Annotated in this window: 20 protein-coding genes and 1 pseudogene; 15 read left to right on the forward strand and 6 right to left on the reverse strand. The window is 68.6% G+C overall.

The genetic code is table 11. From position 1 onward, the window contains the following. Positions 1–75 precede the first annotated feature (75 nt). The 5 genes from UAA55_RS04330 to UAA55_RS04350 all read left to right on the forward strand — a co-directional run bounded on the left by UAA55_RS04330 (position 76) and on the right by UAA55_RS04350 (position 5,842). Positions 76–2,199, forward strand: coding sequence for a sensor histidine kinase (locus UAA55_RS04330; protein ID WP_322951430.1), 2,124 nt, complete (start codon positions 76–78; stop codon positions 2,197–2,199). Continuing rightward, positions 2,196–2,585, forward strand: a complete 390-nt coding sequence (locus UAA55_RS04335; protein ID WP_322951431.1) for a response regulator — start codon at positions 2,196–2,198, stop codon at positions 2,583–2,585. The genes UAA55_RS04330 and UAA55_RS04335 overlap by 4 nt, the downstream gene beginning before the upstream one ends. A gap of 326 nt (positions 2,586–2,911) precedes the next feature. Then, positions 2,912–4,012 carry an FAD-dependent monooxygenase gene (locus UAA55_RS04340; protein ID WP_322951926.1) on the forward strand — a complete coding sequence of 367 codons (1,101 nt, stop codon included), beginning with the start codon at positions 2,912–2,914 and terminating at the stop codon, positions 4,010–4,012. Between the two features lie 23 nt (positions 4,013–4,035). Continuing rightward, positions 4,036–4,545, forward strand: a complete 510-nt coding sequence (locus tag UAA55_RS04345) for a cupin domain-containing protein (RefSeq protein ID WP_322951432.1) — start codon at positions 4,036–4,038, stop codon at positions 4,543–4,545. Positions 4,546–4,678: 133 nt separating this feature from the next. After that, positions 4,679–5,842, forward strand: a complete 1,164-nt coding sequence (locus UAA55_RS04350; RefSeq protein WP_322951433.1) for an alpha/beta hydrolase family protein — start codon at positions 4,679–4,681, stop codon at positions 5,840–5,842. 71 nt (positions 5,843–5,913) lie between these two features. Here the strand turns inward: UAA55_RS04350 and UAA55_RS04355 are convergent, their stop codons facing one another. Beyond that, positions 5,914–7,167 (reverse strand): multidrug effflux MFS transporter, encoded by a 1,254-nt coding sequence (locus UAA55_RS04355; RefSeq protein WP_322951434.1) that lies wholly within the window; start codon positions 7,165–7,167, stop codon positions 5,914–5,916. A gap of 246 nt (positions 7,168–7,413) precedes the next feature. Here UAA55_RS04355 and UAA55_RS04360 point away from each other — a divergent pair, with 246 nt between their 5' ends. Next, positions 7,414–8,070, forward strand: a complete 657-nt coding sequence (locus UAA55_RS04360) for a TIGR02466 family protein (protein ID WP_322951435.1) — start codon at positions 7,414–7,416, stop codon at positions 8,068–8,070. A 27-nt stretch (positions 8,071–8,097) separates the two neighbouring features. On the opposite strand, the gene UAA55_RS04365 is transcribed toward UAA55_RS04360, so the two are convergent. Next, a complete protein-coding gene (locus tag UAA55_RS04365) occupies positions 8,098–8,571 on the reverse strand; it encodes an Lrp/AsnC family transcriptional regulator (RefSeq protein ID WP_322951436.1) in 474 nt (157 codons plus the stop codon). 132 nt (positions 8,572–8,703) lie between these two features. On the opposite strand from UAA55_RS04365, the pseudogene UAA55_RS04370 reads away from it, so the two are divergent. The 6 genes and pseudogenes from UAA55_RS04370 to UAA55_RS04395 form a co-directional block, all read left to right on the forward strand. After that, positions 8,704–9,114 (forward strand): annotated as a pseudogene (locus UAA55_RS04370) (thiamine pyrophosphate-dependent enzyme); the annotation flags it as partial. 118 nt (positions 9,115–9,232) lie between these two features. Beyond that, complete coding sequence (locus UAA55_RS04375) at positions 9,233–9,958, forward strand: thiamine pyrophosphate-dependent dehydrogenase E1 component subunit alpha (RefSeq protein ID WP_322951927.1); 726 nt, start codon at positions 9,233–9,235, stop codon at positions 9,956–9,958. A 4-nt stretch (positions 9,959–9,962) separates the two neighbouring features. Then, positions 9,963–10,976: an alpha-ketoacid dehydrogenase subunit beta gene (locus UAA55_RS04380; protein WP_322951437.1), complete on the forward strand. Its 1,014-nt coding sequence runs from the start codon at positions 9,963–9,965 to the stop codon at positions 10,974–10,976. Between the two features lie 3 nt (positions 10,977–10,979). Further along, the gene (locus tag UAA55_RS04385) at positions 10,980–12,278 is read left to right on the forward strand and encodes a dihydrolipoamide acetyltransferase family protein (RefSeq protein ID WP_322951438.1); all 1,299 of its coding nucleotides are present in this window, start codon (positions 10,980–10,982) and stop codon (positions 12,276–12,278) included. A gap of 4 nt (positions 12,279–12,282) precedes the next feature. Next, positions 12,283–13,698, forward strand: a complete 1,416-nt coding sequence (gene lpdA, locus UAA55_RS04390) for a dihydrolipoyl dehydrogenase (RefSeq protein ID WP_322951439.1) — start codon at positions 12,283–12,285, stop codon at positions 13,696–13,698. A 22-nt stretch (positions 13,699–13,720) separates the two neighbouring features. Continuing rightward, a complete protein-coding gene (locus UAA55_RS04395; RefSeq protein ID WP_322951440.1) occupies positions 13,721–14,800 on the forward strand; it encodes a branched-chain amino acid aminotransferase in 1,080 nt (359 codons plus the stop codon). Between the two features lie 20 nt (positions 14,801–14,820). Here UAA55_RS04395 and UAA55_RS04400 read toward each other — a convergent pair whose 3' ends face one another. Together UAA55_RS04400 and UAA55_RS04405 are read right to left on the reverse strand one after the other, a co-directional pair. Beyond that, a complete protein-coding gene (locus UAA55_RS04400) occupies positions 14,821–15,837 on the reverse strand; it encodes a DegT/DnrJ/EryC1/StrS family aminotransferase (RefSeq protein WP_322951441.1) in 1,017 nt (338 codons plus the stop codon). After that, the gene (locus UAA55_RS04405; RefSeq protein WP_322951928.1) at positions 15,834–17,024 is read right to left on the reverse strand and encodes an acyl-CoA dehydrogenase family protein; all 1,191 of its coding nucleotides are present in this window, start codon (positions 17,022–17,024) and stop codon (positions 15,834–15,836) included. The genes UAA55_RS04400 and UAA55_RS04405 overlap by 4 nt, the downstream gene beginning before the upstream one ends. 181 nt (positions 17,025–17,205) lie before the next feature. Here UAA55_RS04405 and UAA55_RS04410 point away from each other — a divergent pair, with 181 nt between their 5' ends. After that, positions 17,206–18,255, forward strand: a complete 1,050-nt coding sequence (locus tag UAA55_RS04410) for a hypothetical protein (RefSeq protein WP_322951442.1) — start codon at positions 17,206–17,208, stop codon at positions 18,253–18,255. A gap of 10 nt (positions 18,256–18,265) precedes the next feature. On the opposite strand, the gene UAA55_RS04415 is transcribed toward UAA55_RS04410, so the two are convergent. Continuing rightward, on the reverse strand, positions 18,266–19,759 hold the full coding sequence (locus UAA55_RS04415) for a HesA/MoeB/ThiF family protein (RefSeq protein WP_322951443.1): 1,494 nt from the start codon (positions 19,757–19,759) through the stop codon (positions 18,266–18,268). Further along, a complete protein-coding gene (locus UAA55_RS04420) occupies positions 19,752–20,030 on the reverse strand; it encodes a hypothetical protein (RefSeq protein WP_322951444.1) in 279 nt (92 codons plus the stop codon). The genes UAA55_RS04415 and UAA55_RS04420 overlap by 8 nt, the downstream gene beginning before the upstream one ends. Before the next feature lie 159 nt (positions 20,031–20,189). On the opposite strand from UAA55_RS04420, the gene murA reads away from it, so the two are divergent. Continuing rightward, complete coding sequence (gene murA, locus UAA55_RS04425) at positions 20,190–21,452, forward strand: UDP-N-acetylglucosamine 1-carboxyvinyltransferase (protein WP_322951445.1); 1,263 nt, start codon at positions 20,190–20,192, stop codon at positions 21,450–21,452. Beyond that, positions 21,452–22,321, forward strand: coding sequence for a glucosamine kinase nucleotide-binding domain-containing protein (locus UAA55_RS04430; protein WP_322951446.1), 870 nt, complete (start codon positions 21,452–21,454; stop codon positions 22,319–22,321). Before murA ends, UAA55_RS04430 begins: the two co-directional genes overlap by 1 nt. The last annotated feature ends 2 nt before the right edge of the window (positions 22,322–22,323 follow it).

Below are 22,323 nucleotides of genomic sequence, written 5' to 3' on the forward strand. Positions count from 1 at the left end.
CCGTTTGGCACCCGCAAAGGTTTAGGGGCTGGAACCCTGTGGCCTTAAGCGGTGTGCTTACGGCGGAGGGCGCTTATGAGTTTGACGGACTGGTTGCTGGATCCATCCGGGCTCACGCCACATGGCTTCTGCCTCAGTTGGCTGCCGGGCCTCATCTGGTTGCACGCCGGTTCCGACGCCGTCATCGGCCTGTCCTATTTCTCCATCCCCCTGGCGTTGGCTTGGTTCGTACGCCGGCGTAACGATCTCGCCTATCGCTGGGTGGGGCATCTGTTCGTGGCCTTCATCCTGGCCTGCGGCCTGACCCACGTGTTTTCCATCCTGACCCTGTGGATGCCGGCCTATGGGATCGAGGGGATGGTGAAGCTGGTGACGGCGCTGCTGTCGGTCGCCACCGCCGCCATGCTGTGGCCCCTGGTGCCGCGCGTGCTGGCCTTGCCCACACCGGCGCAACTGGGCCGGCTGAACGCCGAGCTGACGCGCACCATCGAGGAGCAGGAGCACACCACCGCCCTGCTGCGTGAAAGCGAGGCCAAGGTGTTGGCCGCCAATTCCGAGCTGGAGCGGAGGGTGGCGGATCGCACGGCCGAACTGCGCGCCGCCAACGCCCAGTTGACGGAAGCCCTGGCCGAACGGGCGGCGGCGCTGGAGGCCCTGGCCAGCAGCGAGGCGGAATATCGCGCCAGTTTCGAGGCGGTGGCCGTGGGCAAGGTGCAGGTCGATCCCGAGACGGGGCTGATGCTGCGGGTCAACAACGCCTTCGCCCGCATACTGGGCCATGACCGGGCGGACTTGGCCGGGCGGGTGCGCTGGCCCGAGGTGCTGTGGGGAGAGGACAGGGCGGCGGAGGGGGTGGAGTTCGCACGCCTGCTGTCGGGCGAGGCCAGCGTCTATGTCCGCGAATTGCGCTTCCGGCGCCAGGACGGCACGCCCGTCTGGGGCCGCGTGTCCGCCACCCTGGTACGAAGGGCCGGCGCCCGGCTGCCCCCTTTGCTGCTGGCGGTGGTGGAGGACATCGACACCATGCACAAGACGGCCCTTGCCCTGAAGGAAAGCGAGACACGCCTGCGCCTGGCGGCGGAGGGCGCCAAGCTGGGCATCTGGGAATTGGACCTGTCGCGTGGCTTGTGCTGGGTGGACCGCCGTACGGCCGAGGTGACGGGTGGCACCCTGCCGGCCGAGACCTGGTTCCCCATGGCCGGCCCCGAATACGCCGCCTGGGCCGACTGGATCCATCCCGATGACCGGGAGGAGCGCGCGGCCGGCCTGAAGCTGTTGCAGACCGGGGCGGCGGAACTGGTGCAGATGCAATACCGCGTGCGCCGGGCCGAGAGCGACCCGGACACCGCGGAAGATGGCGGGGATTGGATTTGGCTGTCCCACCGCAGCGCCATCGTGGCGCGCGACCCCGTCACCTGGACGCCCACGCGCGCCACCGGCGTGCTGATCGACGTCACGGAACGGGCTGCGGCGGAGGCGGCGCTGCGCGAGGCCAAGTCGGACCTGGAACTGGTGGTGGCCGAGCGCACCGCCGCCCTGAGGCAGCGCGACCTGCTGCTGCGCGAGGTCTACCACCGGGTGAAGAACAACCTGCAAGTGATCGACGGGCTGGTGATGATGCAGGCCCTGCAGCTGAGGGATCCAGACGGGCGCCAGGCGTTGATGGGACTACGCAGCCGGGTCTATGCCCTGGGCCTGGTGCACCAGCAGCTGATGACCTCATCCGATCTGGTGACCTTCGACATCGCCCCCTTCCTGGATGAGCTGGCCCGCAACATCCTGCAAGCGGGGGCGGATGAGGACGTGACGCTGGACATCGCCGTCTGCCCCCTGATGGTCAACCTGGATTTCGCCATCCCCCTGGGCTTGCTGGTGACCGAATTGATCACCAATTCGTTGAAACACGCCTTCCCGGATGGGCGCGGCACCATCACAATAGCGATGCGCCGCCGGGAGGAGGGTGGCGTGCTGCTGGTGGTGGCGGATGACGGCGACGGCATGTCCGCCACGCCACCCGCAGGGGAGGACGAGGTGGGCGGCTACAGGCGCGGCCTGGGAAGCGCCATCGTGAAGGGCCTGGTGGCGCAGCTGGACGGAACGATCGCGATGCGGTTCGACAAGGGCACACGGGCGGAAATCATCCTGCCGACACCGGCGGTGGATGTGGCGGGAATCCCCGGTGGGAATGAGACGTCATGAGCGATGGTCTGCAAGACTGCGTCCTGGTGGTGGATGACGAATTCCTGATCGCGGAGACGCTCGGCATCCAGATCCGCGACATGGGGCTGACGGTGTGCGGCACCGCTTCCACCGCCGCCGACGCCATCGCCATGGCCAAGGCGCAGCGGCCCCGCCTGGTGCTGATGGACGTGCGGCTCAAGGGGGTGGGCGACGGCGTGGACGCGGCCCTCGCCATCCATGAATTCGTGGGATCCAAGGTCATCTTCATCACCGGCTCGCGCGAGCCGGCGATGGTGGAGCGCATCAACCAGGACCACCCCGCGGCCATCCTGTACAAGCCGCTGTTCGGCCGGCAGCTGCAGACGGTGGTACGTGAAGTGCTGGCGAGGGTGGATCGGGCCTGACGGCCGCCGGCTGTCATTGGCCTAATCGTCGTTGCCGGTGGGCGGAGGTGGGCGGCACGGTCATGGCTCTACGAAAGCGGCGCGGGCGTCGCTGAAATCCATGCCATTGAAACCCACCGCTTCTTCGCCCCAAGGCCATTGGTTGTGCCGGCGACCCATTTGCCGGACAGGTGCCAAGATATCTTCCAAATCAATTTCAACAATAGCTGAGCGGCTCTTAGGATCGCCCGTGACGCGCCCCTTTGAATAGGGCGCGCTAGGGAAGAAACGGGAGAAGTTGGCGATGCCTCAGTCCTCATCGCGCGCGCGGCGCCCCCATCCTTGTCCTGGGCGGCGGTATCGGCGGCATGTCCTTCGCCATCCTGGCCAGCCGCGCCGGGTGGCCGGTGCATGTGGTCGAGGCCGACCCCAACTGGCGCGTCTATGGCGCCGGCATCACCGTGACGGGCCCGACCTACCGGGCCTTCCGTACCCTGGGCATCCTGGATGACCTGAAGGCCCAGGGCTTCCACGTGACGAAAGGCGGGCGGCTGTGCGCCCCCAATGGCATGCCCGTGGCCGACCTGCAGGACCGGCCCATCCAGCCCGACCTGCCGGTGTCCGGCGGCATCATGCGGCCCGACCTGCATGCCCTGTTGTCGCGGCTGACGCGTGAGGCGGGGGTACGGGTCAGCCTGGGCCTTACCGCCACCGAATGGACCGACACCGGCAACGGCGTGGACGTGCGGTTCAGCGACGGCGGCACCGGCACCTACGACTTCGTGGTGGCGGCCGACGGCGCCTTTTCCAAGGCACGCGCCTTCCTGTTCCCCGACGCGCCCAAGCCCGCCTACACCGGCCAGTATTGCTGGCGCGTGGTGGCGAAGCGCCCGCCGGAGATCGACCGGTCGCACTTCTTCGTCGGCGCGCCGGTGACCTGCGGCCTGGTGCCGGTCAGCCAGGATCTGATGTATCTGTGGCTGCTGGAAAACGTGCCCGAGATGCATAGGGTGGATGAGGCGACGGCCTACCAGCGCCTGGGCCGGCTGCTGGCCCCTTTCGGCGGTCCCGTGGCGACGGTGCGCGAGAATTTGAGCGCGGACTCCTGGGTGAATGTCCGCCCGCTTGAGGCGGTGCTGCTGCCCCGCCACCAGTGGTTCAAGGGCCGCAGCATCCTGATCGGCGACGCGGCGCACGCCACCACCCCCCATCTGGCGTCCGGCGCGGGCATCGCGGTGGAGGACGCCTTGGTCCTGGCGGAGGAGCTGGAACGGCACCCCCACGTCACCGCCGCCTTCCAAGCCTTCACGGACCGCCGTTTCGAACGCTGCCGGCTGGTGGTGGAAAGCAGCGTGGCCATCGGCAAGGCGCAGCAGGACCACGTCTCACCCGAAACCATGGGCGCCATGATGGCCAAGGCGCAGGCCGCCTTGCTTGCCGAAATCTGATCCCCCAGAGAAAGCTTGACACCATGACCAGTGATTCAGGGCTGCCCGCCGTTCGCCGCGTGGTGACGGGGCACGACGCCGACGCTCGGGCCATTTTCAAGTCGGACGACGCGTTCCCGACCAAGCGCATCCCTTCGGGTGACGCCGCCTTCACCCTGATCTGGACCACGCCCACGGTTCCGGCCGACAACAACGACGAAACGGACGGCCGCCTGCGCGACGCGGGCCTGACGCTGGACCACGGTTCCGTCATCCGGGTGGTGGACATGCTGCCGGGCGGCACCTCCCCCATGCATCGGACCAACAGCATCGACTACGGCATCGTCCTGTCGGGCGAGGTGGAGCTGGAGCTGGACGACGGGGTGAAGAAAACCGTGGGCGCCGGCGGCATCATCATCCAGCGTGGCACCATGCACCTGTGGCGCAATCCCAGCGCCACCACGGTCTGCCGCATCGTCTTCGTCCTGATCGAGGCGCCACCCTACCTGCACGACGGCCAGCCCCTGGCCGAGGACAAGCCGGACCACAAGTGAGGTCCGCAGCTGAACTCCACTCCGGCATAGCCCGCGACCGCGGGCGCCGGAAATTTCCGAGGGACGCGGTGGACTGGAAACTGAGGAAGCCAAGCCGCCGGATGGCGGCGCCCGGCGCATGAGGGTAAGCAAAATGTACGAGCCATTTCCCGGGAACTACGTCTGGAACCTGTCCACCAACTTGGCGCTGATGTGCGGCGGCAATATCGGTGAGATCGACGCCGCCTGCCGTCCCATCCGCGAGGCGGCGGCGCGGGGGGAGGACGCGGGCACCGCACGTTTCTTCGATAGCTGGCTGGCCGTGGCCGACCAGGTGGAAAGGAACGCCGAAGCGGACGAGGCCGCCGGGCGCCTGCTGTCGGCGGCGGAGAAGTATGGCCGCGCCTCGACATACTACCTGACGGCGGAGCGCATGCAGGCCCGCGACTACGCCCCGCGCAAGATCGCCTATGCCAAGGGCCTGGCGCTGTTCGCCAAGCGTGTCCGGCTGGCGCGCGAGAACTGCGAGTTCGTCGAAATCGCGTATGAGGGCGCCAGCTTCACAGGCCTGTTCATCAAGGCGCCGCCTGATGCCAACGGCCGGCCGGCGCCCTGCCTGGTCAGTTGCAACGGCCTGGACAGCATGAAGGAGCAGATCTACCACGCCGGCAACCCGGCGGCCTTCTTGAAGCGCGGCGTGTCCACCCTGCTGATCGACCAGCCGGGCACGGGCGAGGCCTTGCGCCTGCGTGGCCTGCACGGCGTGCACGACAGTGAGCGCTGGGCGTCCGCCGCGCTGGATTACCTGCTGACCCGGGATGACGTGGACCCGGCGCGCATCGGCATCTTCGGCCTGTCGCTGGGCGGCTATTACGCTCCGCGCGCGGCGGCGATGGAGCCGCGCTTCGCCCTGTGCGCCGTCATGGGCGCCAACCATGACTGGGGCGAAATGCAGAAGCGCCGCCGACAGCGGGAGGGGGAGAACCCAGTGCCCCATTACTGGGACCATGTCATGTGGGTGTTCGGCAAGCCGGACATCGACAGCTTCATGGCCTGGGCACCGTCCATGTGCCTGGATGGCGTGGTGGAGAGAATCCGCGTGCCTTTCCTGGTCACCCATGGCGAGGGCGACCGGCAGATCCCGCTGGAATACGCCCACCTGTCCTTTGACCAGGCAGTGAACAGCCCCAAGCGGCACCTGCATGTCTTCCGCGCCACGGATTATGAGGTGGAACACTGTGGTGCCGACAACGGCACCATCTCCCGCGACTACATCGCCGACTGGGTGGCTGAGACCTTTGGCTGCGCTGTCAGATAAGCGTTCCCTCAGCCGCCGGGCGGTCGCGGTCGCGTCTTGCAACGGCATGAGGCATGACCTCATGCCGTTGGTCACTTCCCCATGCGGGGATGGAACAGCTGGAAGCGTTCCGTCACCAGGACGATGACCAGGGCGCCCACGCCGCAGCACAGGAACCCGCCGACCAGGGGCAGGGTGGTGCCGTCGAAGTGCTGGCTGATGACGAAGCCCACCAGCGCGCCCACCACCGTGCTGATGAACCCCTGGACCGAGGCGGCGGTGCCGGCGATGGCGCCCACCGGTTCCATGGCCATGGCGCCGAAGTTGCTGGCCGCCAGACCGAAGCAGAACATGGTCAACGCCTGCAGCACGGTGAAGACCGGCAGGCTTTCCCCATGCCGGGCGATGATGGTGTGGATACCCGTGAACAGGATGAAACCCAGCAGCGCGCTATGCGACAGGCGTCGCGTGCCCACCCGCACGACGATGCGGGCGTTCAGCAGGGCGGACACGGCCAGCGACATGCCGGTCAGGGCGAAGATCAGGGGGAACAGCTGCGGCGCCTTGAACACGTCGTCAAAGATGGGCGGCAGGCTGTTGATGTAGGCGAAGACGGCGCTGATCATCAGGGTCTGCGCCAGCGTGTAGCCGATGGCCTGGCGGTCCGTCACCGTCTGCCGGGCGGCGGCCAGGATGGTGGGCACGTCGATGGGGCGGCGGTATTCCGGGTGCAGCGTCTCCGGCAGCCGGCGCCACAGCCAGAGGACCACCGCCAGGGCGTAGGCCGCCAGGCAGGCGAAGATGGCCCGCCACGGCGCCACCAGCATGATGAGCTGCCCCAGGCTGGGCGCCAGGATGGGCACGGCCAGCAGGATCATGAAGGCCAGCGACATGACCCGCGCCATCTGGCGCCCGGCATAGCAGTCACGCACCACCGAGACGACGACGATGCGGGTGGAGGCGACGGCGACACCCTGCACCACGCGCACGGCCAGCAGCAGCTCGAACGTGGGGGCCAGGGCCGCGGCCAAGTTGCCCAGGGCGTAGAAGACGATGCCCCACAGCAGGATGGGCCGGCGACCGTAGCGGTCGGAAATGGGGCCGTACAAGATCTGCGCGCCGCCAAAACCCAGCAGGAAGGCGGTGACGATCCACTGCCAGCGAGGCTCCTCCAACACACCCAGCGAGCGCCCGATCTGGCCCAGGGCGGGCAGCATGCTGTCGGTACCCAGCGCGTTCATGGCCATCATGGCCGAGACCATCAGGACGAATTCGGTGAAGCCGATGCCGGCGTGGGGATCGTCCTTGCGGACGTCCGGCGGTGGGGCGTCGGGGGCCAACTGCATGGATGCGCGTTCCGTGGGCGGTGCCGGTCCCAGGGCCTCCGCGTGCGGGGCGGGTGCCTGGGCCGATCTTCGTTTTGGGGCGTGCCCTGGTGATAAGGGCGAACGCCCCCAGGGAGTTCCCTTTATACTCAAAGGTCGCGGCCCGCAGCCTACTGTTTTCGGCCTAGGCGGGTTGACCGGGGACGGGCCGGCCTTTTTCTCCTGGCGCGATTGACGCCACCGCGCCGCGCGGTTAAAGCCCAGGGCATGACCGACGACATCCCCGCCTCCACGCCCGCCGCCCAGTCCGACGCGTCCATCGACACCCTGTTCGTCACCCGCGTGTACCGGGTCGAACTGGCGGAGATGCTTCCCTTGAATGAAGAGGTGGCGGCCTGCTGCCTGACGGCGGCGGAGGATGACGGGGCGGGGCAACGCTGGTCGGACAAGCATGGCTACACCGGCTATACCAGCTACGCCTCGCTGGATGATCTCATCTGGCGCTTCCCCATCCTGAAAAAGCTGAAGGCCCAGCTGGACCGCCACGCCAAGGCCTTCGCCAAGGTGCAGGACTGGGATTTGGGCGGGCGCAAGCTGGAATTGGATAGCCTGTGGATCAACGTGCTGGACCCTGGCGGCTTCCACGGGTCGCACATCCATCCCAACAGCGTCATCAGCGGCACCTATTACGTGCGGGTGCCGGCCGGCGCCTCCGTCCTGAAGTTCGAGGACCCGCGCCTGCCCTTCATGATGGCGGCCCCGCCGCGCAAGGCCAAGGCCGACCGTACCCTGCAGCCCACCATCACCGTGGCGCCGCGGGAAGGCACCCTGTTGATGTGGGAAAGCTGGCTGCGGCATGAGGTGGCGCTGAACCGCGCCGATGAGGAACGCATTTCCCTCAGCTTCAATTACGCCTGGCGCTGATTTTCCTGCCCGGCCCGTGGCCCCTTTTCAGGCCACGATGGGCAGGCTGGTGGTCAGCTTGACGCAGCTGAGGGCGAAGCGGGAATTGACGGCCGCCACCCCCGGCAGGTGCAGCAGCACCTTTTTCAGGAAATGCTCATAGCTTTCCACGCTGCTGACGATGATGCGCATGAGGTAGTCGCCCTCGCCGCCGGCCATGCAAAAGCATTCCACGATCTCGGTCCGGGTGCGCACCACCTGTTCCAGCGCCTCCAGCGTGTCCTCGTCATGCTGCTTCAGCCGCACCTCGGCGAAGACGGTGATGGGAAGGTCCAGGGCCTTGGCGTCCAGCAGCAGGGCCCGGCCCCGGATGATGCCGTCCTCCTCCAGCCGCTTCAGGCGGCGCCAGCAGGGGGTGTGGGACAGGCCGACCTTGGCCGCAAGGTCGGCGGTGGAGATGTCGGGGTTTTCCTGCAAGGCCAGCAGGATACGCCGGTCGATCCGGTCCAACGCAATAGCCATCCTAAAATCCCCCCGTTTCGCGCGTTGTCCATTTCTATTACGGGCCGACCTAAGACGTATCAGATATTTTTTTTCCAGGTCCCACCCCACATCCTTGGGGGCAACAGGAAGGCACGGGAGGGACCAGGAAATATGTCGCCCCAAGACCCAATCGGCGCACCGAAGAGGCCGCCGTTGCAGCTGCACATACCGGAGCCGCCGGCCCGGCCGGGCCAGGCGCCCCGCTTCGACCATCTGCCCTTTTCCCCCGCCGGCGCCATCCGGCGACCGGATCCCGGCGTGGCGGAACCGGAAATCCGCGACCTGCCCTACGGTCTCATCCGCGTGCTGGATGACGAAGGCAAGGCGGTCGGCCCCTGGGACCCGGGCCTGGATGCCGAGACGCTGCGCCGCGGCCTCAAGGTCATGGCCCAGACCCGCGCCTTCGACGACCGCATGTTCCGTGCCCAGCGCCAGGGCAAGACCAGCTTCTACATGAAGTCGACGGGGGAGGAGGCCATCGGCGCCGCCCAGTCCATGATGCTGGACCGTGACGACATGTGCTTCCCCACGTACCGGGTGCTGAGCTGGCTGTGGGCGCGGGACTATCCCATGCTCGACCTGGTCAACCAGAATCTTCTCCAACGAGGGCGACCCGCTGAAGGGCCGCCAGCTGCCCATCCTGTTTTCCGCCCGCGACTACGGCTTCTATTCGCTGTCGGGCAATCTGGGCACCCGGTTCAGCCAGGCGGTGGGCTGGGCCATGGCCTCGGCCTATCGCGGCGACACCAAGATCGCGCTGGCCTATGTCGGCGACGGCACCACGGCGGAGGGCGACTTCCATGAGGCGCTGACCTTCGCCGCCGTCTACCGCGCCCCGGTCATCCTGTGCGTCACCAACAACCAGTGGGCCATTTCCAGCTACGCCGGCATCGCCGGGGCGGAATCCACCACCTTTGCCGCCAAGGCCATCGCCTACGGCCTGCCCGGCCTGCGGGTGGACGGCAATGACTTCCTGGCGGTGTGGGCCGCCACCGTGTGGGCGGCGGAGCGGGCGCGCACCAACAAGGGCGCCACCCTGATCGAGTTCGTGACCTATCGCGCCGCCGGCCATTCCACCAGCGACGATCCCAGCAAGTATCGCCCGGCGGAGGAGGCGGCGTGCTGGCCTCTGGGCGATCCCATCGAACGGCTGAAGGCCCACCTGATCGCGCGCGGCGAATGGTCGGCCGAGCGCCACACCCAGATGGAGGCTGAACTGGCCGACGGCGTGCGCGCCGCGGTGAAGGAAGGCGAACGCATCGGCACGCTGGGCCAGTCCAAGCCGCCCGTGCGCGAGATGTTCGAAGACGTGTTCAAGGAGCCCGACTGGCGCGTCCTGGAACAGCGCCGTGAACTGGGGGTCTGATCCCATGCCCAAGATGGACATGATCCAGGCGTTGAACTCCGCCTTGGACGTGATGATGAGCCGGGACCCCGACGTCCTGGTGTTCGGCGAGGACGTGGGCTATTTCGGCGGCGTCTTCCGCGTGACCGACGGACTGCAGAAGAAGCACGGGCTGAAGCGCTGCTTCGACACGCCCATTTCCGAGGGCGGCATCATCGCCACCGCCATCGGCATGGGCGCCTACGGCCTGCGCCCGGTGGCGGAAATCCAGTTCGCCGACTACATCCTGCCGGCTTTCGACCAACTGGTGTCGGAGGCCGCCCGCCTGCGCTACCGCTCGGGCGGGGAGTTCTGGGCGCCCATCACCGTGCGCTCCCCCTACGGTGGCGGCATCTTCGGCGGGCAGACCCACAGCCAAAGCCCGGAGGCCATCTTCGCCCACGTGACGGGCCTGAAGACGGTCATCCCCTCCAACCCCTATGACGCCAAGGGCCTGCTGATCGCGTCCATCGAGGATGACGACCCCGTCATTTTCCTGGAGCCCAAGCGCATCTACAACGGCCCCTTCGACGGCCACCACGACCGCGCGCTGAAGACCTGGGCCGAGTTCCCCGGCTCGGACGTGCCGGAGGGACACTACACCGTGCCGCTGGGCAAGGCGGCGGTGGTGAGGGACGGGCGCGAGGCGACGGTGCTGGCCTATGGCACCATGGTGCACGTGGCCAAGTCGGGCATCGAGGAATCGGGCGTGGATGCCGAGCTGATCGACCTGCGCAGCATCGTGCCGCTGGACATCGACACCATCGTCGCCTCGGTCAAGAAGACCGGCCGCTGCGTCATCCTGCATGAGGCTTCGCGCTTCGGCGGCTTCGGCGGCGAGCTGTCGGCCCTGCTGCAGGAGCGTTGCTTCTATCACCTGAAAAGTCCCATCGGTCGGGTAGCGGGCTGGGACACGCCCTATCCGCATGCTTTCGAGTGGGACTATTTCCCCGGGCCCGCGCGCCTTGCCGCCGCCCTGAAGCGCGTCATGGAGGACTGACCCATGGGCACCTACCTGTTCCGCCTGCCTGACGTGGGCGAAGGCGTGGTCGAGGCCGAGATCGTCAAATGGCGGGTGCAGCCGGGCGACCATGTGCGCGAGGACCAGGATCTGGTCGATGTCATGACCGACAAGGCCACGGTGGAAATGAGCGCCCCCGTGGATGGCGTGGTCACCGCCATCCATGGCGAGGTCGGCCAGATGATGGCCGTGGGCAGCGTGCTGGTGGAACTGGAGGTGGAGGGGGCCGGCAACGCCGACGCCGCCCGCCCAGCGCCCAAGGCGGAGGCCAAGCCGGAACCCAAGCTGGAACCCAAGCCTGGGCCGAAACCGGAACCGGTGAAGGGTGAGGCGAAGCCCGCGCCCAGGCCGGTGGAGCAGCCCAAGCCCCAGCCGGCGAAGGCGGCGGCCTTCACCACCCGCCTGGCCGAGGATGCGCCCCTGGCCGCCCCGGCCACCCGGCGGCGGGCACATGAGCTGGGCATCCCGCTGCAGTACGTGCCGGGCACCGGCCCCGGTGGCCGCATCACGCCGGAGGATCTGGACGCCTATATCGCCGGTGGCGGCGCCATCCCCACGGGCGACGCGCGCTACATCGCGCGGGAGGGCGTGGAGGAGACCAAGGTCATCGGCCTGCGCCGCAAGATCGCGGAGAAGATGCAGGATTCCAAGCGCCGCATCCCCCACTTCACCTATGTGGAGGAATGCGACCTGACGGAGCTGGAGGCCCTGCGCCAGGACCTGAACGAGAATAAGCGGGACGACCAGCCCAAGCTGACCCTGCTGCCCTTCTTCATGCGGGCGGTGGTGCGCATCCTGCCCGATTTCCCGCACATCAACAGCCGCTACGACGACGATGCCGGGGTGCTGCACACCTACGAGGGCGTGCACGTCGGCATCGCCACGCAGACGCCCAACGGCCTGATCGTGCCGGTGGTGCGCCATGCCGAGACGCGGGACCTGTGGGATTGCGCCACCGAGCTGGCGCGGGTCAGCAAAGCCGCCCGCGACGGCACCGCGGCCCGCGATGAACTGAGCGGGTCCACCATCACCCTCACCAGCCTCGGGCCCCTGGGCGGCATCGCCGCCACGCCGGTGATCAACCATCCCGAGGTCGCCATCATCGGCCCCAACAAACTGGTGGAGCGGCCGGTGGTCAACGGGTCCTTCATCACCGTGCGCAAGGTGATGAACCTGTCGTCCTCCTTCGATCACCGCATCGTCGACGGCTATGACGCCGCCCGTTTCATCCAGCGGCTGAAGCGCCTGCTGGAACACCCCGCCCTCATCTTCATGGACTGACGTCATGGCCGAGACCATCAAGACACCCGTCCTCAATGTTGGCGTGCTTGTCATTGGCGGCGGGCCCGGCGGCTACGTCGCCGCTATCCGCGCCGGCCAGCTGGGGCTGGACACCGTGCTGGTGGACGCTGATCGCCTGGGCGGGACCTGCCTCATCCGCGGCTGCATCCCGTCCAAGGCGCTGATCCACGCCGCCGGCCTCTATGAGGAAATGACCTTGGCGGCGGCCTCATCCGGCCGCTTCGGCATCCACCTGGACGCCAGGCCGGCGCTGAACTTCACCGAGACCATGGCCTGGAAGGAGGGCGTGGTCGACCGGCTGAACGGCGGCGTCACCGCCTTGCTGAAGCGGGCGAAGGTGCGCACCCTGGCCGGCAAAGCGGTGTTCAGTGACGCCAAGCGCTGCACCGTGGAGACGGCGGACGGCCCCGTCACCGTGGTGGCGGAGAACGTCATCCTGGCCACTGGTTCGCTGCCGGTGGAACTACCCAACCTGCCGTTCGGTGGTAAAGTCATCTCCTCCACCGGCGCCCTGTCGCTGTCGGCGGTGCCCAAGCGGCTGGTCGTGGTGGGTGCCGGCTATATCGGCCTGGAACTGGGCATCGCCTACGCCAAGCTGGGCGCCCAGGTCACGGTGGTGGAGGCGCAGGACCGCATCCTGCCGCTGTACGATGCCCAGCTGACCCAGCCGGTGCGCCGTTGGCTGGAAAAGCACGGTGTCACGGTGCATCTGGGCGCCAAGGCCCTTGGCCAGGAAGGCGAGGGCTTGGCTATCGAGACCCGGGACGGCCAGCGCCAGGTGCTGCCGGCTGACCATATCCTGGTCACGGTCGGGCGCCGGCCCAATACCGAGGGCTGGGGGCGCGAGGCCATGGGCCTGGCCATGAACGGCCGCTTCATCGCCGTGGACGACCGCTGCGCCACGCCGACGACGGGCGTCTACGCCATCGGCGACGTGGTGGGCGAGCCCATGCTGGCGCACAAGGCGTCCGCCCAGGGCGAGATGGTGGCGGAGATCATCGCCGGAAAGCGCCGCCGTTTCGATCTCGTATCAATCGTGGCGGTCTGCTTCACCGAGCCGGAGATCGTGACGGCGGGCTTAGGCCCCGACGAGGTGCCGGCGGGCACGGAAACGGTGGTGGGGCAATTCCCCTGGGCAGCCAACGGCCGCGCCCTGTCCATGGACGCGGGCGATGATGGCGGCTTTGTCCGGGTGGTGGCGCGCAAGGCCGACCACCGCATCCTGGGCCTGCAGGCGGTGGGCCGCCACATCTCCGAACTGGCCGGCGAATTCGCCACGCTGTTGGAGATGGGCGCCGTGCTGGAGGATGTGGCCGGCATCATCCACGCCCATCCGACATTAAGCGAGGGCGTGCACGAAAGCGCCCTGAAGGCCCTGGGCCACGCTATCCACATCTGATCCCGGCACATTTGGAACCACCATGACCTTCACCATCGAGCGCACCGCCACCCCCACCGACGCCGCCACTCTGGCCCGCATCCTGGAAAACCCCGGCTTCGGCAAGGTGTTCACCGACCACATGGTGACGATCCGCTGGACGGAAGGCCAGGGCTGGCATGACGCGAAGGTGACGGCGCGGGTACCGTTCGCGCTCGATCCGGCCGCCGCCGTGCTGCACTACGCCCAGGAAGTCTTCGAGGGCATGAAGGCCTATCGCGCGGCGGACGGCGGTGTGACGCTGTTCCGGCCCGACGCCAATGCCAAGCGCTTCCGGGACTCAGCCGAACGCATGGCCATGCCGCTGATCCCGGAGGAGCTGTTCCTGGAGGCGGTGGAGCAGCTGGTGCGCATCGACCAGGCCTGGATCCCCGGCGGGGACGGCAGCCTGTACATCCGCCCCTTCATGTTCGCCAACGAGGCCTTCTTAGGAGTCAGGCCGGCCTCGGAATACATCTTCTGCGTCATCGCCTGCCCGGTGGGCGCCTATTTCAAGGGCGGGGCCAAGGCCATCACCATCTGGGCGCCGGAGAACTACACCCGCGCCGCCCCCGGCGGCACCGGTGCGGCCAAGTGCGGCGGCAACTACGCCGCCAGCCTGATCGCCCAGCTGGAGGCCAGCAAGCACGGCTGCGACCAGGTGGTGTTCCTGGACGCGGCGGAGCATCGCTGGATCGAGGAGCTGGGCGGCATGAACGTCTTCTTCGTCCGCGACGACGGCAGTCTGCTGACCCCGCCGCTCAGCGGCACCATCCTGCCCGGCATCACCCGCGACAGCATCATCCAGCTGGCGCGCAGCCTGGGCCACACGGTGGTGGAGCAGCCGTATACCCTGGCGCAGTGGAAGGAGGATGCCGCCACCGGCCGGGTGCGTGAGGCCTTCGCCTGCGGCACCGCCGCCGTGCTGGCGCCCATCGGCACCGTGCGCACGGCCGAGGGCGATTTCGTCATCGGCAATGGCGAGGGCGGGGCGACCACCGCCGACCTGCGCGAACGCCTGGTCGGCATGCAGCGCGGCACCCAGGCCCCGTTGGTGGATGGCTGGATCCGCCGCGTCATTTAAGAAAACGAACCGGGAGACCCTCACTCCGGGGACGAGCGAGGGTAGTACAGCGGCACGCACCAGTGGTTCTTGGCCACCCACTCCGTGTTCGGCAGGTCGGCCTCCACCCCCATGATGCGATGGCAGGGCAGCTCATAGACCTTGCCGGTCGAGGTCGGGATGCTCTGGAAGACGATGTACTTGTAGAAGCCGCTGCTCATGCCGTCGGGCAGCCGCACCCGGTCGGGGTGCAGCGCGTCCAGCACATCGCGGGCGTAGGCCTGCTTCCACGCCACGATTTCCGGCATGCGCCGGATTTGAACGGTGCCGAAGGCGGCGCGGAACTCGTCCATGCGGTGGTTCAGGCTTTGCACCTTGTAGCCCGAGCCCCGGCCGTAGTCGCGGTAGGAGCGGGCGTGGCGCAGCACATCCTCGTGTTTGCTGACCACCACGCCCCCTTCGCCCGTGGTGATGGTCTTGGTGGCGTAGAGGGAGAAGATGCCGGCATCGCCGAAGCTGCCGGGCTTCTGCCCGTTCCAGTCGGCGCCCACGGCATGGGCGCAATCCTCCACCAGGACGATGCCCTTGTCCCGGCAATAAGCCGCGATCTTATGGATGTCGAAGGCGATGTGGCCGCCGATATGGACGATGAAGGCCAGGGCCGGACGGTGGCGTTCCGCCTTGGCCACGAAATCGTCGAAGGACCCGCACAAATCGTGGCGGTTGCAGTCGTAGAATACCACCTCCGCCCCCGACAGCTGGGCGGCGCGGGGCGTGGCCAGGAAGGTGTTGGACGGGCACAGCACGGTGGCGCCACGCACCTTGAAGTGGTCCAGCACGGCCATGGCGCCGCCGGCCCAATTATCGAAGGCCACGGCCGGCAGCTCGTTCCACGCCCGCCAGGCATCCTCGAACTCTTCCAGATAAGCGGCGTGGCTCCACTTGTTCGAACGCAGGATGGCGCGCCAGCGGCGCATGATCTCTTCCTCATCCCGGTCGTCGTAGCCCAGGCTGAAGGGCAGGGGCGGGGAGGGGTTTTGGTCCGGCTGTCCGCTCAAAGCAAAGTATCCTTCACGTCCAATTGGAACAGGTGGGCGCCCAGCGTCCGACCATAGATTTCATACTGGTTGGCGGCGTGCTGGCGGGCGGCCTGGATGTCGGCGCAGACGCGCCCCAGCGGGTTGGCGACCGACAGGGCGGAGGCACCGGCGGCCTTGAACAGGCGCCGTGCCAGCCGGTCGCACCGTTCCACCACCGAGGTGGCGTGGACGCGATACAGCATGCGGTCGGGGATGGGCGCGTCCCGGCCCTGGCGGGCATGGTCCAGCATACGGTCGAAATTGCCTTCCAGGGTGCGGGTCATCTCGTCCAGCTCGGCCGCCGTCTCGCCGCAGGCCAGCTGGGCCACGGGGTCCGCCAGGGGGCCGCCGCCGCTGGGGCCGGCGCGCCGGCGGCTATGCTCGATAAAGGTGTCCAGCATGCCGCGCAGGCCGCCCAGCGCCGGGGTGGAAATGGCGCGGAACAGCATCTGGGGCAGGGGAATATGATAGAGCGGCGCCAGGTTCACCGCCCGGCCCGGTCCCCCAATCAGGAAACGTTCCTGCACGCCGTGGCGGCGGTGGGCGGGGACGAAGCCGTCCTCCACCGACACGTCGTGGCTGCCCGTGCCGCGCAGCCCGATGGTGTCCCAGGTGTCGTGGATGCGCACGTCGGCGCGCGGCACCAGGAAAATAACATGCTCCGGCCCTTCTCCTTCCAGCACCGCCATGGCGCCCAGCATGAACCAGTCGGCGTGGTCGGCGCCGCTGGAGAAACCCCAGCGGCCGCTGAGACGGAAGCCACCCGGCACCCGGGTCGCCTTGCCCGCCGGCATGTAGCTGGAGGCCAGCAGCGCCATGGGATCATCCCGCCAGACATCGTCCTGCGCCTCGGGCGGCAGCAGCGCCAGGTGGAAGGCCACCATGCCCATGACGCCCTGCAGCCAGCCGACGGACATGTCCCCGGCAGACAACGCGGCCTGCACGGCGAAGAAGGTGGCGGGATGACATTCGGCGCCGCCATAACGGCGGGGCTGCAGCAGGCGGAACAGGCCGGCCTGTTTGATGGCGTCGATTAGGGCGGCGGGGGCTCGGCGCTCACGCTCCCCCTCCGCCTTCAGGCTATCGACCAGGGGCAGCAGTTGGCGGGTGCGGTCCAGGATGCCGACGGGCGACAGGTCGTCAGCCACCGGCGGCGCATCCAACACTGGTTCCAACCCTGTTTCCGGCATGGGGCCTGCCCCCCGTATTTTTGTCCTGAACGGAAGGGCCGGCAACCCCGCCCGAGGAAGGCCGCCGGACCACTGGTTGCATACCATATGAATACCAGCTTGTCCAGGTCGGCCGGCCGTGCCACCCTGGCGTCAGCGATCCGGCGGGGAGGTGAGCATGCCCAACCTTGTCCTGAAGGCCGCCGTGGCCGATTACGGCCAACTGGCCGCGCGCGCCGCCTATCTCGTCTCCCAGGGGCGACCGGTACGGCTGGAGCTGCACACCTTTGGGGAGCGGGACGTGACTTCCGCCGCCGGTCTCGCCCTCGCCCGGCGGAATATCGCCCGGTTGCGACAGGAATTTCCGGTGGACGCGCTGATCGTTCACATCCCGCCGCAGTCGGTGCCCCTGGTCACCCGGGTCGGCTTCGATGCCGACCAATGCCGGCATACCCTGGCCTTCGCGGCGGAGATCGGGGCACAGGCTGTCGTCCTGCACCGCTATTTCGATATGGTCTTCGGCCAGGCCCCGCCCCGCGCCCGCGACCGGGATGAGGCCGCGCAGGGCTTTGAGGAGGCGGTGCGTGACCTGGCGCGCCTGGCGGGCGGCATGCGGCTGCTGGTGGAGAATGTCGGCCACTATTCCCTGCTGCCCCGCGACGGCCGCAATTACATGACCGGGCCGCTGGACCATTTCTTTCCGTGGGAGGTTGGACGCTTCAGAGAGGCGCTGGACCGGCACGGGTTGACGGGGGTGGAGCCGTTCATCGATGTCGCCCACGCCACCCTGTCGGCCAACCTGTTCAACCGCCGCCGCGCCCAGCTGCGCCTGACCGACGGCGACGCCCGTTTCGGCTGGATCACGGCCGATGACCTGGACCGGGCGGCCTGGCTGGATCCCTTCGATTTCGTGGATGAGCGGATGAGCTATCTGCACGTCTCCGACGCCATCCGCCTGGATGAACGCGCCTGCGCCGATCCGGGCCTGGATGCGGCCACCCTGGTGCAGGCCATTTCTTCCGAAGGGCTGGAATTAGGCACCGGTAACCTGTCCTTCGCCGACCTGCCGGCCCGCTTCGGCACCGACGGCGATCTGGTGCTGGAGGTGGAGCCGGCGGCGGGGGAGGACCATGTGACCAACGGCGCGCAGCTGCGCTCGCTGGAGGCGCTGTCGGGCCATTTCGTCGGCTGTTCCTGCCACCGCCCGGTGGCCGGGCCGGGATTCTAGAGGCGGCCCCTTACAGCCGGACTGGGGCGGGCCAGTGGGCGGGTGGCTGAAACGGGGCCGCGTCGGCCGCCTGGTCGGCATAGCCGCGCGTGGTGGTGCAGCTGCATCCCGGCCGGGGCCGTTGCGGCCGATCCACGGCGCCCAGGCAATCTGATACCAGGTCCAGTTGCAGCCGCTCGAAAGCGGGGGAGAAGCGGCCGGTCAGCCAGCCGATGACGAAGCCCGCCGCCAGCGTTCCGGCCGTGGTGGTGATATAGCCCACGGTATCGATCTGCGGCACGGCCGTCAGGATGGGGTCTGGCCGCTCGCCACGCGCCGCCGCCAGGGCCGCCTGGTCCGCCGGGGCCAGCCGCTCCACCACCGGCAGCATCTCCTGCATCACCCGGGTGGCGGAGATCATGCCGCGGCAACGGGGGCAGGGGTCGGCCGCCAGGAAGCGGACGATCTGCACCAGCTGTCCGGTGACGATGCCGTCGCGCCCCTCGATCAGGCCGCCGCAATCCACCGCCGGGATCAGGTAGCGGGTGGCGATATCGGCCACCGCCATGCGGCTGGAATGCTGATCGGTACAGCCCATCAGCACGTCGGCCTGCAGCACGGCGTCCAGCACCTCGGGCTGCGGCAGGCGGCCGTTGATGGCTTCCACCACCGTGCCGGGGGCATATTCGGCGACGGAGCGCTTGGCGATGGTGACCTTGGGCACGCGGTTGGCCACGTCGGCCGGGGTGCTGCCGTGCAGCCGTTCCAGATTGGATTCCGAGGCGTGGTCGCTGTCGATGATGATCAGGCGGCCCACACCGGCCCGCGCCAGGATGGGAATGGCGGCGGAGCCGGTGCCGCCGGCGCCGATCAGGGCGACAGTGGAGCGCTGCAGGCGCTGGTACGCCTCCCGCCCGAAGGCGCTGGTCAGGCGGGCCACCCGCTCCGGTGGGATGGGCGGTTCCGGCGGCGGTTCGCCGTGCGGCCAGGCGATCACGGTGGGGTCGCGTTCCGCCGCCACGCGGCCCACCGCATGCCAGGCGCCCTCGTGGAAGATGCGGCCAGAGATGGCGGTGTCGCCCCCGATCCTGGAAACGATCAGGCTGACGAAAGGGCGACCGGGTACCAGGTCGGCGAAATAGCCGGCCATGTAGCGGTCCATCTCGTCATCCAGGGCGCTGGGCTTGGGCGCGACGCCGGCGGGATGGGCGTGGATGAAGCCGACGGCCAACGGATGGCCCTCCGTCGCCAGGGCGGCGCGGCGCAGGGCGTTGGCCGTGATCTTGATCTCCGCCCCGCCGCCCTCGATATCGCCCGGCTGTGGCGGGTCTATGACGGCCAGGGTTATGGCCAGGTGCGTGCCTGTCACCCTCCAGCCGAAACGGGCGAAACAGCCGCCCTCCCGATCCGGCTGTCCCGTGAAGGCGGTGGCGAACAGCGCCTCCTTTTCCGGTGAGGCCAGGCGCAGCAGGCCTGTGGGCGTGGCGCGGTAGGGCTTCCCGTTCGGGGAGAGTCGCTCAACCATGTCCGCCCATCACGAACTGGCGGGTGACCAGGAAGGTGTCGCCCGGGTGGATGGCGACGATGTCGGCCAAGGGCAGGGCCACCCACTCACCAGTCGGGTCGCCGCGTTCAACCACGGCATTGTCCGCCGGCACGCCCATCAGGGCGGCGATGTCGGCGGCGGTCACCATCTGGTTGCCGATGGCGAAGCGGCGGCGGTTGACGAAAATTTCGCAGGTGGCGCCGGCGGTCTGGGTTGGGTCGACTTGATCGGGGGCCTGATCTGGGGTCAAGCTTGGATGGATCGGTGTAGCAGGCATCGCGGGGGGACTTCTGCTCGGTCGATTGGGATCGCGGGAAGGCTAACAGTATGAAACCAGTTTGTCACCACTTGGCGAACTGGCATGATAGACAGGTTGTGCGGGGCGAACGGCTAGGATGCGGAAAACCTCATGGATCGCTTGATCATCCGCGGTGGGCGGCGGCTGGCTGGCACGGTGGACATCGCTGGCGCCAAGAACGCGGCGCTGCCCCTGATCGCCGCCAGCCTGTTGAGTGATCGGCCAGTGACGTTGGCCAACCTGCCGGCCATCACCGACGTGGAAACCATGCTGGCGCTGGCGGGCGGCTATGGCGTGCGGGTGACGCGCGGACAGGCCCACCAGGTGACGCTGGACGCTGCGGCCGCCGTGAATGCCGAGGCGCACTACGACACCGTGCGCCGCGCCCGGGCGACAGCCCTGGTGCTGGGCCCCCTGCTGGGTCGCTTCGGGCACGCCCGCGTTTCCCTGCCCGGAGGCTGCGCCATCGGCGCCCGGCCCATCGACCTGCACCTGAAGGCGCTGACCGCCCTGGGCGCCGAGGTGGCGGTGGATGGCGGCTATGTCACCGCCCGGGCGCCGCACGATGGCCTGGCTGGAGGCCGCATTGTCCTGACCTTGCCCTCGGTGGGCGCCACGGAGACGGCGCTGATGGCCGCCGTGACGGCGCGGGGCGAAACGGAAATTCTGAACGCCGCGCGCGAACCGGAGGTGGCGGACCTCGCCGCCTGCCTGGTGGCTATGGGCGCCCATGTCGAGGGTGCTGGCACGCAGCGCATCCTGGTGCAGGGGCCGGCCAGCTTCCGTCCGGCGACGCACACGCTGATTCCCGATCGCATCGAGGCCGGCACCTATGCCGTGGCCGCCGCCATCACCGGCGGCCGGCTGGAACTGATCGGCGCCCGTCTGGAGCACCTGGCGGTGCAATGCCAGATCCTGGAGCGGGCGGGGGTCAGCGTCTATCCCACCGACCGGGGCCTGATGGTGGAACGGGCGGGGCATCTGCGCGCCACCGACGTCTCGACCGAACCCTATCCCGGCTTCCCCACCGACCTGCAGGCACAGTTCATGGCCCTGATGTCGGTGGCGGAGGGGGCGGCCATGATCCGTGAGACCATCTTCGAGAACCGCTTCATGCATGTGCCGGAACTGGCGCGCCTGGGCGCCGACCTCACCCTGCGGGGCACATCCGCGCTGGTGCGCGGGGTGGAGCGGCTGCGCGGTGCGCCCGTCATGGCGACGGATCTGCGCGCCTCCGTCTGCCTCATCCTGGCGGGGCTGGTGGCGGAGGGGGAGACGGTGGTGAACCGCGTCTACCACCTGGACCGGGGCTATGAGGATTTGGCGCGCAAGCTGGTGCGCTGCGGCGCCGATATCGAGCGGGTGCCCGGCTGATGGACGACGCGCTGTACTTGGGCGTGGATGGCGGCGGCACCGGCTGCCGCGCGCGGCTGGAGGATGCGGCCGGCACCGTCCTGGGGCAGGGCATCGCCGGCCCCGCCGCCACCCGTTTCGGTATCGAAGCGTCGTGGCAGGCCATCGACACGGCGGCGCGCCACGCCATCGCGGAGGCGGGGCTGGACGCGTACGACCTGGGCCGCATCCGCGCCGGGGTGGGCGTGGCCGGCATCGGCCGCAAGGGCGCCCGCGCGGCGCTGGAGGCCATCCACCACCCTTATGCCAGCATCGCCTTCACCAGTGATGCCATGATCGCCTGCTTGGGCGCGCATGGCGGCCAGGACGGCGGCATCGTCATCGTCGGCACCGGTTCCTGCGCCATCGGCCGTATCGACGGGCGGGAGATGAAGTTCGGCGGCTACGGCTTCCCCATCTCCGACGAGGGCAGCGGCGCCTATCTGGGCCTGAGGGCCCTGCAGCACAGCCTGCGCGCCCATGACGGGCGTGAGGGCGGCAGCGCCCTCACGCGGGAGCTGATGGCCCGCTTTCAGGACGATCCGGCCGAGGTGGTGCTGTGGATGGACCGGTCGACGGCCACCGACTACGCCACCTTCGCGCCCCTGGTGCTGCGCCAAGCCGACCAGGGCGACGCCGTGGCCCGCCACGTGGTGCAGGACGCGGCGGAGCATGTGAACGGCCTGGTGCGGGCGCTGCTGGCCGAAGGGGCGCCACGCGTCAGCCTGATCGGCGGCCTGGCCAGCGCCCTGGAGGCCTGGCTGGCCCCCGACGTGCGCCGCCGCCTGTCACCCACCCTGGGTGATGCCATGTCAGGCGCCCTGGCGCTGGCGGGGCGGGCGTCGGATTGATC

Origin of the sequence: Nitrospirillum guanabarense, from assembly GCF_034653355.1 — a bacterium.
Taxonomy (GTDB): Bacteria; Pseudomonadota; Alphaproteobacteria; order Azospirillales; family Azospirillaceae; genus Nitrospirillum.